The organism is Limimaricola cinnabarinus LL-001 (assembly GCF_000466965.1).
Lineage (GTDB): Bacteria > Pseudomonadota > Alphaproteobacteria > Rhodobacterales > Rhodobacteraceae > Limimaricola > Limimaricola cinnabarinus.
This window is the reverse complement of sequence record NZ_BATB01000014.1, coordinates 43,301-58,390: the sequence shown is the minus strand read 5'-3', so window position 1 is coordinate 58,390 and position 15,090 is coordinate 43,301. Positions and strand designations below refer to the sequence as shown.

Here is a 15,090-nt window from a genome sequence, read left to right as displayed (position 1 = left end):
GGCGTCCAGCCGAAGGCGAAGGCGAGGCCCAGCACATAGGCCCCGAAGGCCGACCCGCCACGGTCGCCACCCGAGATCCGCGCCTCGCGGTCTAGAAAGGGGATGCGAATGACGCCGGTGAAATGCGCGCCGAAGATCATGATGGTGACCCCGGCGATGACGTTGAACCAGTCCTGAAACTGCAAAAAGGCCCGCCCCAGCGCCGAAAAGGCGACGCCGAGAAGCAGGAACACCGTCGAAAGGCCGAGAACGAAAAACAGCGCCGCCGTCATCACCCGCCTGCGGTCGCTCTTGGGGGCCGAGAGATCGGTGACCGATACGCCGCCCATATAGGCGAGGTACGGCGGCACGATCGGCAGCACGCAAGGGCTCAGAAAGGACAAGAGCCCCGCCGTGAGCGCGATCATCATCGCGGGCAGCAATGTCGCGTCGAGGATCATCTCGGCTGAGAACATGGGGCAGACTCCTTTGATCGCAGGAGGGTATCAGTCGCCGGACAGGGCGTCACCAGCGCCGCTCTCACGTGGTCGTGCGACATTGTGTCGGCCCCGCGCGGGAAGGTTCAGACGCCGGGCAGAACCCACAGCGCCTCTCGCGGGAGCCGCCAGCGGATGTCCTGCCCCGGCGTGGCGCCGCGCGCGGCCCCCGCGCGCATAAGCGCCTCGAGCCGGAGCCCCGAGCCTTCGGCGGTGATCCGGGTCAGCAGCCCTTCGAAGCGGGTCTCGATCACCCGCAGGGTCACCGCGTTTTCGCCCTCGCCCGGCTCGATCGCCTCGGGGCGGAGCGTCAGGCAGCCCTCGCCCTCGGGTGCGGCCTCGGGCAGCGCGAGCCGTCCCAGCGCGCAGTCGAAGACGCCTTCCGAGGAGCGACCGGGAATGAAGTTGCAGCCGCCGAAAAAGCGCGCCACCTCCAGATCGGCGGGCCGGTTCCACAGCGCGGCACCCGTGCCGATCTGGTGGATCCGCCCGCCTAGCATCAAGGCGACCCGGTCGCCCAGCACGGCCGCCTCCTCCTGATCATGGGTGACGACCAGCGTGGTGATCCCGGTCTCGCGCTGCAGCCGCCCGATCAGCGCGCGCATCTCGCCGCGCAGATGCGCGTCGAGCGAGGAGAGCGGCTCGTCGAGCAGCAAGAGGCCGGGCTTCAGGACCAGCGCGCGGGCCAGCGCCACCCGCTGCCGCTGCCCGCCCGACAGTTCGTGCGGGCGACGGTGGCCCAACCTTTCGAGCTGCACCTGTTCGAGCGCCTCGGCCACACGCATCGCGATCTCGCGTTTCGGGCGGCGCTGCATGCGCAGACCGAAGCCGACATTGGCGGTCACGTCCATATGCGCGAAAAGCTGCCCCGACTGGAACACCAGCACCGCCTCGCGCCGCTCGGGCGGCAGGTGCAGCACCGACGTCCCGTCGAAGCGGACCTCGCCCGCATCGGGCGCGATCAGCCCGGCGATGACGCGCAGCGCCGTGGTCTTGCCACAGCCCGAAGGGCCGAGCAGCGCCAGCATCTCGCCGTCCGCCACCTCAAGCGAGAGCGCATCGAGCGCCGCACGCTCCGCGCCCGGATGGCGCAGGTGCAGATCGTTCAGCGTCAATCGCGTCACCGCGTCCCTCCAATGGCCATGCCGCGCCCCGTGAGCTGTCGCGCCACGAGGGCGAGGATCACGAGGCCGGGCGCGAGGCTCAGCATCGCGAGCACACCGGCCTGATCGTTGCGCCCCGCGCCCGCCTGCGCATAGAGCAGCAAGGGCAGCGTCACCACCCGGCCGCCGCCGATGGTCAGCGTAAGGATGTATTGCGACCACGACACGAGAAAGGCGAAGAGCCCGGCCACGACGATGCCGGGCGCGATGGCGGGCAGCATGACGTGCCACAGCACCTGCAGGGGCCGCGCACCCAGACTGCGCGCCTGTGCCTCGGCCTCGGCGTCGTAATTGGCAAAAACCCCCGACATCACGAAGATTACGTAAGGCAGCGTCGGCACCAGATGCACCAGCACCACGCCCAGCGCGGAGTTGGTCAGCCCCAGCCGCAGGAACACGCCGTGGATGCCGAGCCCAACCGCGATGCCCGGCACGATCACCGGGGCGAGCAGCGCGAGTTCCACCAGCACCTTGCCGCGAAACCGGTAGAGCCCTAGCGCCCGGCCCGCCGGGATGCCCAAGCCCAGCGCCAGCGCCGAGGCGGCCAGCGCGATCAGTGTCGTGGACACGAGCGCGCCGGGGATCTCCGAGCGCGGCGCAAAGGCCTGCATCCATGGTGCGAAGGTCCAGTTGGCGGGCAGGATCTGCGGAAAGAACCAGCCGCGTGCCACCGACCACAGCGCCAGCGGCAGCAGCGGCGCGATCAGCGCCACGATCAGCACGAGGCCGAGCGCGACCCGCGCCCGCGTGCTCATTCCCGCCTCGCAAAGGCGGCGCGGATCAGCACCGCCGAGACCAGCCCGATCAGCATCGCAATCGCCATCGCCTCGGGGCGCGCGGCGAGGTCGGGGTCGGTGAAACGCTGCCAGGCCAGCACCGGCAGCGCCGTCGGCGCGCTCTGACCCAAGAGCACCGGCACCTCCCATGCGCCAAAGGAAAAGGCGAAGACGATGGCTCCGGCGCGGATCAGCGCGGGCCGCAGCAGCGGCAGCAGCACCAGCCGCATCGCCCCGAAGGGCGAAGCCCCCAGGCTCCGCGCGGCGCTTTCGGGGTCGTCGCCCAGACTTTGCATGTTGGCCAAGAGGATCAGCCCGATGAAGGGCACCTCTTTCCAGACGTAGTGGGCGATGATGCCGATGGCGAAGCGGTCCTGCGTCAGCGCCGGAAATCCGGCGGGGCCGTCGATCAGCCCGGCGCCCGCCGAGAGCCGCGCGAGGAAACCCGATTGCGACAGGAGCCACAGGATGCCCAGCGCGCCCACGGCGTGAGGGATGGTGAGGTTGATCTGGAACAGCAGCCGCGCCATCCCCTGCCCCGGAAAGCGGCGGCGCAGCAGCAACGCGGCCCCCAGCCCGATGACACAGGAAAGCGCGGTCGAAGCGAAGGCGATCCACAGCGACAGCCCGAGCGAACGCCAGACCCGCCCCTCCGACAGCACGGCGATCCACGCGTCTAGGCCGGCATCCCCGCGCCCCATGCCGAAGGAGCCCGCGAGACCCAGCACGAGGCCGCCGCCGAACAGCACCGCGATCACGCAAAGCGCGGGCGCGAGCGACAGCCATGGATGCCCGCGCCCGATCACCTCAATTGCCGACGTTGTCGATCCAGCCATCCTCGATCGCCGAGGTCCAGTCGGCCTGCAGCTCCGGCAGCGCCGCCTGACCCAACTCCTCGATCGACACGACCGAAGGATGCCGCTCAAGCGCGGCAAAGCCCGCCTGCACCTCGTCCGACGCGCGATCCGGCTCGATCACCGTGGCAGCACCCCAGACTTCGGCCTGCGCCTTTTCAAGCTGCGCCTCGCCCGAGAGCAGCAGGTTCTGCGTCACCATGGCGGCGGCCTTGTTTGCGGCGTTGACCGGGATCACCATGTAGTTGGTGTTGGCCAGCGTGCCGTCACGCAGCCCGTAGGAGCGCGCGGTTTCGGGGAAAATGCCGTTCACCACCGCGGTGCCGACCTCGGCCGGGTCGTAGGTGAAGAAAAGGTCCACCTCCTGATTGGCGAACATCTGCTGAAGCTGGGTGATCGAAGTCGGGTAGGTCGTGCCCTCGCGCCACAGATGCGGCTCGATCCCGTTCAGGATCTCCCATGTCTCATCGGCCACCTCGTCGAACCTGGCCTGATCGAAGGGGCCGATCAGCGCGTCCGGCCCGCCCGCCACATGGGTGAAGACGTGGCGCACGAAGGCCGCGCCGGTGAAATCGGGCGGCGCGGGATAGGTGAACCGGCCCGGATTGGCCGCGATCCAGTCGAGCAGTTCGGGGATCGAGCGTGGCGGCGCGTCGGTGCGCGCGGTGTCGTGGGCAAAGGCGAACTGCACCCGGCTCCACGGCACCTCGCAGCCCTCTACAGGCGTGCCGAAATCATTGGCGATGGCGGGGTTGTCGAAGTTGACAAGTTCCGCATTGGGCAGCTTCTCGACATAGCCGCACCAGGCCAGGTCGCCCTGCTTCATGGTGCGGAAATTCTCGCCGTTGATCCAGATCATGTCGACCGCGCCCGTCGTCGCGCCCGCCTCGACCTCGCCCAGAACGATGTTCACCGCCTCGGCGGTGTCGGAGAGAGGCACACGGTTGAGCGTGATGTCGTACTCGTCTTCGAGCAGGCGCCGATGTAGTCCGAGACATAGGCGTTGATGTTGTCGGCCCCGCCCCACATGAAGACGTTGACCTCGCCGCCGCGCGCCGTCTCGACGATCTCGTCCCAGCTCATTTCGAGCAGCGCATCGCCCTCCTGCGCATGGGCCATTCCGCCCGCGAGGATCAGCGCGCCGCCAAGCCCTGCCATCATCCGCTTCATGCCGTTCTCCCGTCGATGCCGCCGGGTCGTGCCGCCCGGTCTCCCTGCCCGGGGTTTGCCCTTGCGGCGGTGATGGCGCAACACACCAATATGTCAGTCCCTTGCAACATCGAAAGGTTTCAGTGGTCGGCGGACAGGCGCATCGGGTTGATCCGGCGGCGCGGAGCCTCGCCGGCCCCGGCGATCTCCCCGGTCTCGGGGTCGAGCGCGGCATACCACGCGGCCAGCGCCTCGATTTCCTCCTCCTCCAGTTCCTGCGCCGCGACGCGCATCAGATTGTAAGCCTCGGTCCCACCGCGCACCCCGTCGCGCCAGAGCCGCAGCTGCGTGATGAGATAGGCCTCGTCCTGCCCGGCCAGCGGCGGGAACCTCCCCTCCAGATCCTCGCCGCCGAAACCCGCGAGATCGCGCGGCCCCGGCCCATGGCAGGCGGTGCAGGCCGGCACGTCGTCGCTGCCGCGCGCGCCAGCTCTTCGCCGAGCGTCAGCGTCTCGGGCGCGGCGGCACCGGTTGTCTTCGGCTCCGCCTCGTGCCCGGCGAACCATTCGGCCAGCGCGCGCAATTCATCGGGCGACATCTCCGAGGCCGCGTGCTGCATGATGCCGCTTTCGCGCCGCCCCTCGCGGTAGGCGATGAGGGCAGCCTCGATGTAATCGGCCTCGAAGATGTCGAGCCGGGGCACATGCGCCTCCGTTTCCCCATGGCAGCCCGCGCACCACCCCGCACCTTCGGGGGCGTCCAGCGCCTCGCGCGCGGTGATCTCGGCCTGCCGCCCGGGCGTGATGGCGCCGTTCTGGATCGCGCGCAGATAGGCCACGGCGGCCCAGACGTCATCCTCGCGCGATGAGGGCCATTGCGGCATGCCGGACATCTTCACGCCCTCGTAGACGATCCAGTGCAGCTCCTCCTGGCTCCATGTGCCCACGGCCTCGGTGATGTGCGGCGGCTCGGGGTTCATGCCGCGCATGGTGGCCGTGCGCTCGCGCCCCGGCACCGCATGACACATGGCGCAGGCCGTCTCGAAATGCCGCGCACCCAGTTCGATCAGCGCCGGGTCGTCAAGGTTCGGGGCGGGCGTCTCGGGGGCGCCGGAATAGAGATCGACCGCATTGCGATAGGTCGTGTGCAGCGCCCAGTAGGTGGGCGGCAGGTGCCCCGCCCGCGCCGACACGTTGTAGAGCCCGAAGGCGATGGTGGCGCCGCCCGCCACCGCCCCCGCCACGGCGAGCGCGCCCAGCGTGTAAAGAACCGTTCTCGTCCGCTGCTTCATGCCGCGGCCTCCTTTTCCTTCACCGCGCGGGAGGTGAGCCACAGCCCCGCCACGAGATAGACCGGCGTGCCGATGCCGAGCATGATCATCCCGCCCAGCCTGCTGGCCCGACAGGTTCGGCATCAACCCGCACCACGCCGCATAGAGATCGCGCGGCGCGAGGATCAAGAGCGCGCCCAGAAGCGTCATGTGCATCGATGTGAGCAAAAGCCCCCCCGCCCCGGCGAGCGGATGGCCCGCGCGCAGGCAGCCCGACCAGACCAGCAGCCCCGCGAGCAGGAAGCTCGCCTGCTCGGCCACGAACCACCCCCCCGCGCCATAGGCCAGCCCATGCGCGCGCGGCAAATGCCACGCCCAGACCACCGCGAATTCGAGAGCTGCGGCGGCGAGCGGACCCAGTGCCATGGCCCGACCCAGCGCGGGCCAGCCGATGACCAGAAGCGGTGCTGCCAGCGCCACGATGGTCATGTGCCGCAACATATGCCCCGCGAAGGCCGAGCCGAGCCACATCGACAGCGGCGCGACCCAGATCGCCGCCAGCAGCCCGGTCCCGAGGATCAGCGGCACCGGCTTCACCGGCAGGTTCCCAGCACGATCAGTGGCAGCGTGTCGTAGACGACGCCGATGAACGACACGACCGCCAGCAGAAAGCCCGCATGGCCGAGGAACTGGTGCCGGTCCTCGGCGCTGCCCTCGGGGTTCGAAAATTCACCGGTGCCGCGCACATCCCAGCGCAGATAGGCGCGCCAGCCGATCCACGCGATCGCGGCGAGCATCGCCAGCGTCATCGCGATCAGCCCCGCGCGCAGAACACCCATCGAGGCCACGGGTTCGAACTTGAAGCAATAGACCGAGACGGCGGCATAGCTGATCGCGAAATGGAACGCCCAGATGGTCGGCGCGAAGGCGATGCGCCATAGGCTCTCGCGCTCCTCGCCGAACTCGTGCTCGTCCTGCCGCGAGTGCGATGGCCGGTCGTGGTGGTTGCTGCTCATGCCGCCCTCCTCACATCAACCGGGGCACGAGGCCCATCATCGCGCCGGTCACCAACGCGGTGAGGCCCATGAAGTGCCAGAACAGCGTGACGTTCCACAGATCCGCGTCGTAGCGCGGGGTGAGCTTGCCGAAGAGCGACCCGGCGAGGCAGTAGAGCTGCATGATCGTGGCAAGAAGCCCATGCGCCACGACCCAGACCATCAGCGCCCACATCATCGCCGGATAGACATGCGCCGTCGGATCGAGATCCATGACCGACAGCACGAAGCCGCCCATCCCCGCCAGCGTCAGCACAGGCGCCAGCGCCAGAGCGCCGCGCGCCAGCCCGACGCGCCCGGCCCGGTTGAGGCTCCGCGCGCCGCGCGTCAGCGCCCATGACGCCGCGAAGGCCGCCGTGGCCAGCGCCACGAGATAACCGCTCGCATGCTCGGCCCCCGGCGGCGGGAAGGCGGTGTTCGAGGTCCAGTAGAAGAACACGCCGAAGACGAGGCTTGCAAAGGCCGTGGAATCGCCCAGCATGGTGATCCAGACCGCCCACCAGCCCACCGCCTGCGGGCCCGCCGCATAGGTCGCAGGCTCAGGCCGAGGCCGACATCCTTCATGTCCTTCTCGGGCGGCCGCGCGGTCGAGGTCCAGAGCCAGTAGAGGATGCAGACCACCGCGAAGGCCGCCGAGACGATGGCCGGACCATAGATGTGGAAGGTCGGAAGGATGAAGGCGCCGCCGGTGAAGACTGCGGCCCAGATGGTGACATAGGCCGGTCCCGTGACCCGCTGCACCTGAATGGGCCGCGCGTCGATCACGCTGGTCACGATGGTCTCGCGCAGGCCCTCCTCGGCATCGGGAAGGTAGTAGCGCCCGGCATCCATGCGCTCCACGAGCTTGGGCTGGTCCCAGAGCGGGTAGCGCGAGGTGATGTGCGGGATCGAGCGGACGCCCCACTTTGTCTCGGGGACCTCGTGGCTCCACTCCAACGTGCCGCCGCCCCACGGGTTACGCTCGATCTGCGGCTGGTCCTTCTTGGGGCGCACAATGTCCCATGCGAAGACCGCGAAGCCCGCGGCGACGATGAACGACCCCACGGTCGAGATCTGGTTGAGCCAGTCGATGCCGAGCCCCTGCGGGTAGGTGTAGACCCGGCGCGGCATCCCCAGAAGCCCGGTGAGGTGCATGGGCAGGAAGGTGATGTTGAAGCCGGTGAAGATCAGCCAGAAGGCCCAGCGCCCGAGCTTCTCGGACAGCATCTTTTTCCGGAAGAACGGGAAGAAGTAATAGACCCCCGCGATCACCGGAAACACCATGCCGCCGAACAGCGTGTAATGCAGGTGCGCCACGATGAAGTAGGTGTCGTGCACCTGCCAGTCGAAGGGCGCGACGGCGACCATCACGCCGGTCAGGCCACCGGCGGTGAAGATCGCCAGCGCCCCCGCGATCCACAGCATAGGCAGCGTCATCTTCACCCGCCCCGCGATCAGCGTGGCGACAAAGGCGAAAAGCTGGATCCCGGTGGGGATGACGACGGCTTCGGAGGCGGCCGAGAAGAAACCGAGGCTGATATTCGGCAGGCCGGTGGTGAACATGTGGTGCACCCAGAGCCCGAAGCTCAGGAACCCCGTCCCCACCGCCGACAGCACGATCCACGAATAGCCAAGGATCGGTCGCCGCGCGACCGTGGGCACGATCATCGCCGCGATGGCGATGGAGGGCAGGAAGATGATGTAGACCTCCGGATGGCCGAAAATCCAGAACAGGTGCTGCCACAGCATCGGGTCGCCGCCGCGCGTGTGATCGAAGAAAGGCCAGTCGAAAGAGCGCTCCAACTCGAACAGGAAATCGCCCGCGATCAGCGGCGGGAAGGCGAAGAGGATCATGCCGCCGACCACCAGCACGTACCACGCATAGAGCGGCATGACGTTGACACGCATGCCGGGCGGTCGGCATTTCAGTGCGCCGACGATCAACTCCACTGCGGCGGCGATCGAGGCCACCTCGATGAACGACAGACCCAGAAGCCAGATGTCGGAGCCGATGCCAAGCTCGATCGTGGCCAGCGGCGGATACATGAACCAGCCCGCCTTGGGCGCGGCCGAAAACAGGATCGAGCCGATCACGAAGATACCGCCGATCAGGAAGGCCCAGTAGCCATAGGCCGAGAGCCGCGGGAACGGCATGTCGCGCGCGCCCAGGAAAGCGGGCAGAATCAGGATCGAGATCGCTTCGAACATCGGCACCGCGAAGAGGAACATCATCGCCGAGCCGTGCATCGTGAAGAGTTGGTTGAACATGTCGGCCGAGATCAGATCGTTCTCGGGCACCCAAAGCTGCAACCGCATCAAAAGCGCCATCACGCCCGCGATCAGCATGAAGGTGAAGGCGGTCATGGTGTACCACACCCCCACTTCGGAGTTGTTGACCGCCGTCCAGTAACGCCAGCCCTCGGGCGTCTTCCAGACCTTTCGCAAGTTTTCCTTCTGCCGCTCCTGTACCTCTTCGGGCACCGGCTCGTTCAGCATCTCTTCGGTCGGCGGATAGATCCCCTCGGGCATCAGATCGCCTGCGGGAATGTGGTGGTCGGTCATTCGAGGCCCTCGAGATAGGCGGCGATCGCGCCGATCTGCGCGTCAGTGAGATGGTCATAGGCGGGCATCTCGGCGCCGGGCTTCCACGCGCCGGGGTTGGCGACCCACTTGGCGAAATCCTCCGTAGAGGTGCCCAGCCGCCCGGCGGCGAGCGAATGGCGCGAGCGACATGGGTGAGATCGGGCCCACCCGCCCCACCGCGGGCGTGCCGCGCACCGCATGGCAAGCGCCGCAGCCTTGGGCCAGGAACAGCGCGGCACCGCGCCGGGCGGCCTCGCCTTGGGGTGCGGCGGCATCGGCGGCCTCGGCATCGAGCCATGCGGCAAAGGCGTCGGGCTCCATCACCTCGGCCTCGAAGGCCATCCACGCATGGCTTTCGCCGCAGAACTCGGCGCATTGGCCGCGATAGATGCCGGGACGTTCGGGGCCGAGGGTCATCTCGTTCACCCGGCCGGGAAACATGTCCATCTTGCCACCGAGGCTCGGCACCCAGAAGGAATGGATCACCTTCTTGCTGTCGAGAAGGAAGGTCGAGCGCACGCCCGCCGGAAGCCGGATCTCGTTGGCGGTGGTCACCGTCGAGCCGTCGTCACGCTCGTATTCGACGCGCCACCACCACTGCTCGCCGGTCACGCGGATCACCGGCCCGTCGCCGGTGGCGCGCAGGTCGGGCATGATTGTGAGGCCATAGACCAGAAGCGCGCCGAGCGTGACGGTCGGAAAAGCGATGCCGCCGAGGATCACCAGCCAGTTGGCGAGCTTTTGCGAATGCGGCGCCGGGCTGCGGCGCGTGGCCCAGTAGAACAGCCCGTTCATGCCGAACCAGAGCACCACCGCGCCGATCAGCATGACGACGAAGAGATCGTTCAGGATGCGCGCATCCGCACCGCCATCGACAAGCACCGATTGCCGCCCCTCGCAGGCAGCGAGCAACAGCGGAGAGGCAAGAAGCAGCCGCGACAGGCCGGGCGGCAGGGATCTTGGGGCGCGGGGGTCGCGGGTCATGCATCGTCCGTGGAAAAGGCCCGTCGGCCGGGGTCACGACAATGAGAGTGCGCGCGGCGTTGCGGTCAACCTCGCAACATCGTTAAAGACATACGCGACGGGAGAAAGTCGGGCGCGCATGCGGTGTGTCCTTCGCCACCCCTTATTCGAAGATGACCCATGCTTGACCTGATCCGCCCCATCCACGCCTTCGCCATCGCCTGCATCGCCCTCGCGCTGGGCGTGGCGGCCGGTCTGGCGCTGGGCGATCTCGACAACCAGTTCCGCGAAAGCGGCATCGTCACCTATACCTCCGCGGCACTTCTGGCGCTGACGGCGGCGACGAGCCTGCGCATCGGCAGGCTGCGCCGGGACGGGGCCGGATTGTCATGGCGCGACCCGCGCATCGTCTGGGTGGCGATCGGGCTGGGCTTCATCTGGCTGGCGCTCGACGATCTCGCGCAGATCCACGAGAACCTCGATCGGCTGCTGCACCGCCTTGCCGGCATCGAGGAAACTTCCCTCACCGACCGGTTGGACGACGTGATCATCCTTGCCTACGGGTTCATCGGCGCGGGTGTCATGTGGGTCTGCCGCTCGGAGCTGCGGCGCTTTCCGCAGATGCTGGGCTGGCTCGGCATCGGCGCGGCGCTTCTGGTGCTTCAGGTGGCGCTCGACATGCTGCTCAATGACGAAGCCTGGGTGCTGTTTACGGGCTTTTCCACCGCCCGGCCCGATCTCGCCCATGATCTGGGCGAGATCGCCGAGGAGAGCGTCAAGCTTCTGGCCGAGGCCGCGTTCCTGAGCGGGTTCATAAGGGTGCGACAGGGCCTCGCGGCCTAGACGCCGCGCTTGTTGCCCCAGATCAGCACGTGCAGCTGCGGCAGCACGCGCGCCTCGAACCAGCCATCGGCGAGCGTGCGGCTCACCAGCCAGTCCATGCGATCGGTGATGCCATCCATGTCGATCTCGGCATCCTCGGCCTCGGGCGGCGGCGGGGTGTGGTTGCCCGGCTGGAGATAGACCGGCAGCGCGGGATAACACGCTGCCACGTCGCGGGCCCAGAGGTAATCGGTCTCGTCGAACACCACGATCTTGAGGATCGCCTCGGCCTCGCCCGCCGCCTTCAGGCAGTCGTCGAAGCGGTCCCAGTCGGGCGTCTCCCCCGATGACGGCGGCTTGGGAGAGAGCACCAGCGGCTCCAGCCGCGAAAACCAGTTGCGCGCCACCGAGCCTTGGGTTTCGAGTGCGAAGCGGTAACCCGAGGCCCGCCCCCTCTCGATCAGCGGGCCGCAATCCTGGATCGCCGGATTGCCGCCCGAGATGGTGACGGTGAGGGGCCGCCCGCCGGAGAGCGCGGTGATGCGCTCCCAGACGGCCTCGGTCTCCATCGCGGCCCATGTGTGGCGGTATTCGCTTTCGACCGCGTGCAGACTGTCGCACCACGAGCAGCGGTAGTCGCAGCCGCCAAGCCGCACGAAGACCGTCGCCTGCCCGATCAGCGCGCCCTCCCCCTGGATCGTCGGGCCGAAGATCTCCGAGATGCGCAGAAGGCTCACGGCCGGTACTCCGCCCATGTCTTGGGCGTCTCGGAGATGCGCACCGCGCTCACCTGATCCCAACGGGCCCGCGCCCAGTCGAAGATCGCACGGGCCAGCACCTCGGAGGTCACGCCGTCATGGCCGAAGACCTCGTTGAGATGGCGGTGATCGAGATGATCGTCGATCCAACGCTTGAGTGGATCGAGCGCCCGGTAGTCGAGCACGAAGCCGTTTTCGTCGAGCGTCTCGGCCCGAAGCTCCACCTCGGCGATGTAGTTGTGCCCGTGCAGTCGTGCGCAGGGGTGATCGCCCGGCAGGCCGCAGAGTTGGTGGGAGGCCGAGAAGTGGAATTCCTTGGTGATCGTGTACATCACTTCGCCCCCCGCGCGACGGCCTCGAGCCAGAAATCGGGATCGGCATAGTCGGTCGGGTCCTCGACGCCCGCGAGGTGGAACGCCTCGCGCCGCTCGACGCAGGTGCCACAGCGGCCGCAATGCTTGTCACCACCCTTGTAGCACGACCACGTCTCGGCGAATGGCGTGCCGTGCTTTGCGCCCTCGGTCACGATCGCGGATTTCGGCTCGCGCACGAAGGGGGTGTAGAGCGTCACGTCGGCATACCCATCGAGCGCCTGCTTCTGCATGGCGTCGAAAGCTTCGGTGAAGGCCGGGCGGCAATCGGGGTAGATGAAGTGATCGCCGCCATGCACCGCCGTCGCCACCGCGTCGGCCTTCTGTGCCGCCGCCAGCCCGAAGGCTACGGCGAGCATGATCGCGTTGCGGTTGGGCACGACGGTCGTTTTCATCGTCTCTTCGGCGTAATGCCCGTCGGGCACCTCGACATCGTCGGTAAGCGCCGAGCCCGACAGATGCGCACCGATCGAACGCATGTCGATCAGGTGGAACGGCACATCGAGGCGGTCAGCTGCGGCGCGGGCAAAATCCAGCTCCTTGGAATGGCGCTGACCGTAGTCGAAGGAGATGAGGCCCGCGAGTTCGTTCTCGGCGGCGACCTTGTGGGCGAGCGACACGCTATCGAGCCCGCCAGAGCAGATTACATAGGTTTTCATCAGATCCGTCCTTGTTTTGACCGGGTAGGCTGCGACCGGTGCCCGGACCATTCCGGCGCCCCCTCTAGCGCATCCCGGTCGGACGGAAAAGGTCAGCCCTCAGGCACGTTCTCGCGCAACTCTTCGAGCCAGACCGCCGCGCTCGCATCCGACGGCGCGCGCCAGTCGCCGCGCGGAGAAAGCGATCCGCCCGCCGAGACCTTGGGCCCGTTCGGCATGGCCGAGCGCTTGAACTGCGCAAAGCCGAAGAAGCGGGACACGAAGACCTCCAACCATTTGCGGATCTCGGGCAGGTCGTAGGCCTTGCGCTTTTCCTCAGGAAAATCGATCGGCCAGAGCCCCTTCCCGGCGTCGTGCCACGCATGCCAGGCGAGGAAGGCCACCTTGGAGGGCGGTAGCCCGTAGCGCATGATGTGGAACAGGAAAAAATCGTGCAGCGCATAGGGCCCGATCCGGTCCTCGGTCGATTGCAGCTCCTCCTCCTCGGATTGCGGCACCAACTCAGGCGAGATCTCGGTATCTAGGATCGCCTGCAGCACGTCGGTCGTGGCCTGCTCCTCGAACTGGCCCGAACGGATCGACCAGCGGATCAGGTATTGGATCAGCGTCTTGGGCACGCCGGAATTGACGTTGTAATGGCTCATCTGGTCGCCGACGCCATAGGTGCACCAGCCCAGCGCCAATTCGCTCAGATCCCCCGTTCCGACGACGATGCCACCATTCTGGTTGGCGAGCCTGAACAAATAATCGGTCCGAAGCCCTGCCTGCACGTTCTCGAAGGTCACGTCATAGACCGGCTCGCCGCCCGAAAACGGGTGATCCATGTCGCCCAGCATCTGCCGCGCGGCGGGACGAATATCGATCTCGGCGGCCTGCACCCCCATCGCGCGCATCAGCTTCCACGCGTTGGACTTGGTCGCGTCGCCGGTGGCGAAGCCAGGCATGGTGTAGCCAAGGATCGTGTCGCGCGGCAGGCCCAAGCGGTCGCAGGCCTTGGCGGCCACGATCAGCGCATGGGTGCTGTCGAGCCCGCCGGAAATGCCGATCACCAGCTTGGGGTTGCCGATCGACTCCATCCGGCGCCGCAGCCCCTCGACCTGGATGTTGAATGCCTCGAAGCAATCGAGATCGAGATGGCTTTCGCGGTTGGGCACGTAAGGATAGCGGCGGATCGGGCGCAGGAGCCCCGCATCCTCGAAATGCGGCTGATGCGCGAAGCGTATGCGCCGGAAGGCCGGAGCCTGCCCCTTGCCCGCATCGTTGAAGGTGCCGGTGCGCATCCGCTCGTTGAGGAGCCGCTGCGTATCCACGTCGGCCATGCACAGTTCCGGCTCCACGTCGAAGCGCCCCGATTGCGCCAGCAGGTCGCCCATCTCGTAGATCGCCCCCTGCCCGTCCCAGCTCAGATCGGTGGTGCTCTCACCGGGTCCGGCGGCGGAATAGGCATAGGCCGCGAAGCTGCGCATGCCGTGGCTGCGGCACAGCACGTGGCGGTCGTCGGATTTGCCGATCACGATGTTCGAGGCCGAGAGGTTGGTGAGGATCAGCGCGCCCTCGGTCGCGGCGGCGCTCGACGGCGGCACGGGGGCCCAGAAATCCTCGCAGATCTCGGTATGGAAGATCAGCCCCGGCAGATCTTCGGCCTCGAAGATCAGGTCGGTGCCGAAGGGCACCTCCTTTCCCCCGAGCCGCATCATGCGGTCGGTCACGCCGCGCCCCTCGGCGAACCAGCGCTTTTCGTAGACTCGCGATAGTTCGGCAGGAAGCTCTTGGGAACGATACCCAGGATATGCCCGCGCGAGATCACCACCGCACAGTTGTAGAGCCGCCCCTCATGGCGCAGCGGTGCGCCCACGAGCAGCGCCGGCGCAAGCTTGGCGCTCGCCTCGACGATCAGGGCCAGCGCCGCCTCGACCGCGTCGAGAAGCGCGGTCTGCATGTGCAGATCGTCGATCGCATAGGAAGAGACGCAAAGCTCGGGGAACACCACGAGATCGGCCTTGGCGTCATGCGCGCGCCGCGCCTCGGCGATCACCGCATCGCGATTGAACGATACGTCGGCGGGCCGCACGCGCGGCGTCGCCGTGGCGACGCGGACGAACCCGTGCCGGTGCAGGGAGTGAAAGGCTTCTGGCCCCTTGCGCATGATCGTCACCTCGTCATCCTGTGCAATTCCGGGGCGACCATGCCGCCCCTTCGGGTGCGATGCCAG

15 protein-coding genes and 2 pseudogenes are annotated in these 15,090 nt (G+C 67.5%); 1 reads left to right on the top strand and 16 read right to left on the bottom strand.

All coding sequences use genetic code 11. The features are described from left to right. From MBELCI_RS07335 to MBELCI_RS07290, 11 genes and pseudogenes are all read right to left on the bottom strand, one after another. Positions 1-455, bottom strand: a 455-nt coding sequence (locus tag MBELCI_RS07335) for a cytochrome c biogenesis CcdA family protein (RefSeq protein ID WP_045319819.1), incomplete at its 3' end; no start/stop codon positions are given. Between the two features lie 107 nt (positions 456-562). After that, a complete protein-coding gene (locus MBELCI_RS07330; RefSeq protein WP_021693545.1) occupies positions 563-1,600 on the bottom strand; it encodes an ABC transporter ATP-binding protein in 1,038 nt (345 codons plus the stop codon). Continuing rightward, positions 1,597-2,394, bottom strand: coding sequence for an ABC transporter permease (locus MBELCI_RS07325; RefSeq protein ID WP_021693544.1), 798 nt, complete (start codon positions 2,392-2,394; stop codon positions 1,597-1,599). Before MBELCI_RS07325 ends, MBELCI_RS07330 begins: the two co-directional genes overlap by 4 nt. Further along, on the bottom strand, positions 2,391-3,251 hold the full coding sequence (locus tag MBELCI_RS07320) for an ABC transporter permease (RefSeq protein WP_045319818.1): 861 nt from the start codon (positions 3,249-3,251) through the stop codon (positions 2,391-2,393). Before MBELCI_RS07320 ends, MBELCI_RS07325 begins: the two co-directional genes overlap by 4 nt. Then, positions 3,223-4,209 (bottom strand): ABC transporter substrate-binding protein, encoded by a 987-nt coding sequence (locus MBELCI_RS07315; RefSeq protein ID WP_021693542.1) that lies wholly within the window; start codon positions 4,207-4,209, stop codon positions 3,223-3,225. The genes MBELCI_RS07320 and MBELCI_RS07315 overlap by 29 nt, the downstream gene beginning before the upstream one ends. Then, positions 4,179-4,439 carry a hypothetical protein gene (locus tag MBELCI_RS21535; RefSeq protein WP_021693541.1) on the bottom strand — a complete coding sequence of 87 codons (261 nt, stop codon included), beginning with the start codon at positions 4,437-4,439 and terminating at the stop codon, positions 4,179-4,181. Before MBELCI_RS21535 ends, MBELCI_RS07315 begins: the two co-directional genes overlap by 31 nt. Before the next feature lie 119 nt (positions 4,440-4,558). Continuing rightward, positions 4,559-4,741, bottom strand: a complete 183-nt coding sequence (locus MBELCI_RS21530) for a hypothetical protein (RefSeq protein ID WP_500778220.1) — start codon at positions 4,739-4,741, stop codon at positions 4,559-4,561. Further along, complete coding sequence (locus MBELCI_RS22515) at positions 4,711-6,285, bottom strand: c-type cytochrome (RefSeq protein WP_021693539.1); 1,575 nt, start codon at positions 6,283-6,285, stop codon at positions 4,711-4,713. The genes MBELCI_RS21530 and MBELCI_RS22515 overlap by 31 nt, the downstream gene beginning before the upstream one ends. Further along, positions 6,282-6,704: a hypothetical protein gene (locus MBELCI_RS07300; protein ID WP_021693538.1), complete on the bottom strand. Its 423-nt coding sequence runs from the start codon at positions 6,702-6,704 to the stop codon at positions 6,282-6,284. The genes MBELCI_RS22515 and MBELCI_RS07300 overlap by 4 nt, the downstream gene beginning before the upstream one ends. Before the next feature lie 10 nt (positions 6,705-6,714). Next, positions 6,715-9,284 (bottom strand): annotated as a pseudogene (ctaD, locus tag MBELCI_RS07295) (cytochrome c oxidase subunit I). Further along, positions 9,281-10,289 (bottom strand): annotated as a pseudogene (locus MBELCI_RS07290) (cytochrome c oxidase subunit II). Before MBELCI_RS07290 ends, ctaD begins: the two co-directional pseudogenes overlap by 4 nt. Positions 10,290-10,448: 159 nt before the next feature. Between MBELCI_RS07290 and MBELCI_RS07285 the strand changes: the two are divergent. Continuing rightward, entirely contained in the window at positions 10,449-11,111 is a 663-nt protein-coding gene (locus MBELCI_RS07285) for a DUF8692 domain-containing protein (protein WP_021693534.1), read from the top strand. Here MBELCI_RS07285 and queE read toward each other — a convergent pair. From queE to MBELCI_RS21520, 5 genes are all read right to left on the bottom strand, one after another. Continuing rightward, on the bottom strand, positions 11,108-11,845 hold the full coding sequence (gene queE / locus MBELCI_RS07280) for a 7-carboxy-7-deazaguanine synthase QueE (protein WP_045319817.1): 738 nt from the start codon (positions 11,843-11,845) through the stop codon (positions 11,108-11,110). The genes MBELCI_RS07285 and queE overlap by 4 nt on opposite strands. Further along, a complete protein-coding gene (locus MBELCI_RS07275) occupies positions 11,824-12,180 on the bottom strand; it encodes a 6-pyruvoyl trahydropterin synthase family protein (protein ID WP_021693532.1) in 357 nt (118 codons plus the stop codon). Before MBELCI_RS07275 ends, queE begins: the two co-directional genes overlap by 22 nt. Then, positions 12,180-12,878, bottom strand: a complete 699-nt coding sequence (gene queC / locus MBELCI_RS07270; protein ID WP_021693531.1) for a 7-cyano-7-deazaguanine synthase QueC — start codon at positions 12,876-12,878, stop codon at positions 12,180-12,182. The genes MBELCI_RS07275 and queC overlap by 1 nt, the downstream gene beginning before the upstream one ends. Positions 12,879-12,970: 92 nt before the next feature. Next, complete coding sequence (locus MBELCI_RS07265; RefSeq protein WP_021693530.1) at positions 12,971-14,587, bottom strand: NAD(+) synthase; 1,617 nt, start codon at positions 14,585-14,587, stop codon at positions 12,971-12,973. Beyond that, positions 14,584-15,024, bottom strand: a complete 441-nt coding sequence (locus tag MBELCI_RS21520) for a nitrilase-related carbon-nitrogen hydrolase (protein WP_235047588.1) — start codon at positions 15,022-15,024, stop codon at positions 14,584-14,586. Before MBELCI_RS21520 ends, MBELCI_RS07265 begins: the two co-directional genes overlap by 4 nt. Between the last annotated feature and the right edge of the window lie 66 nt (positions 15,025-15,090).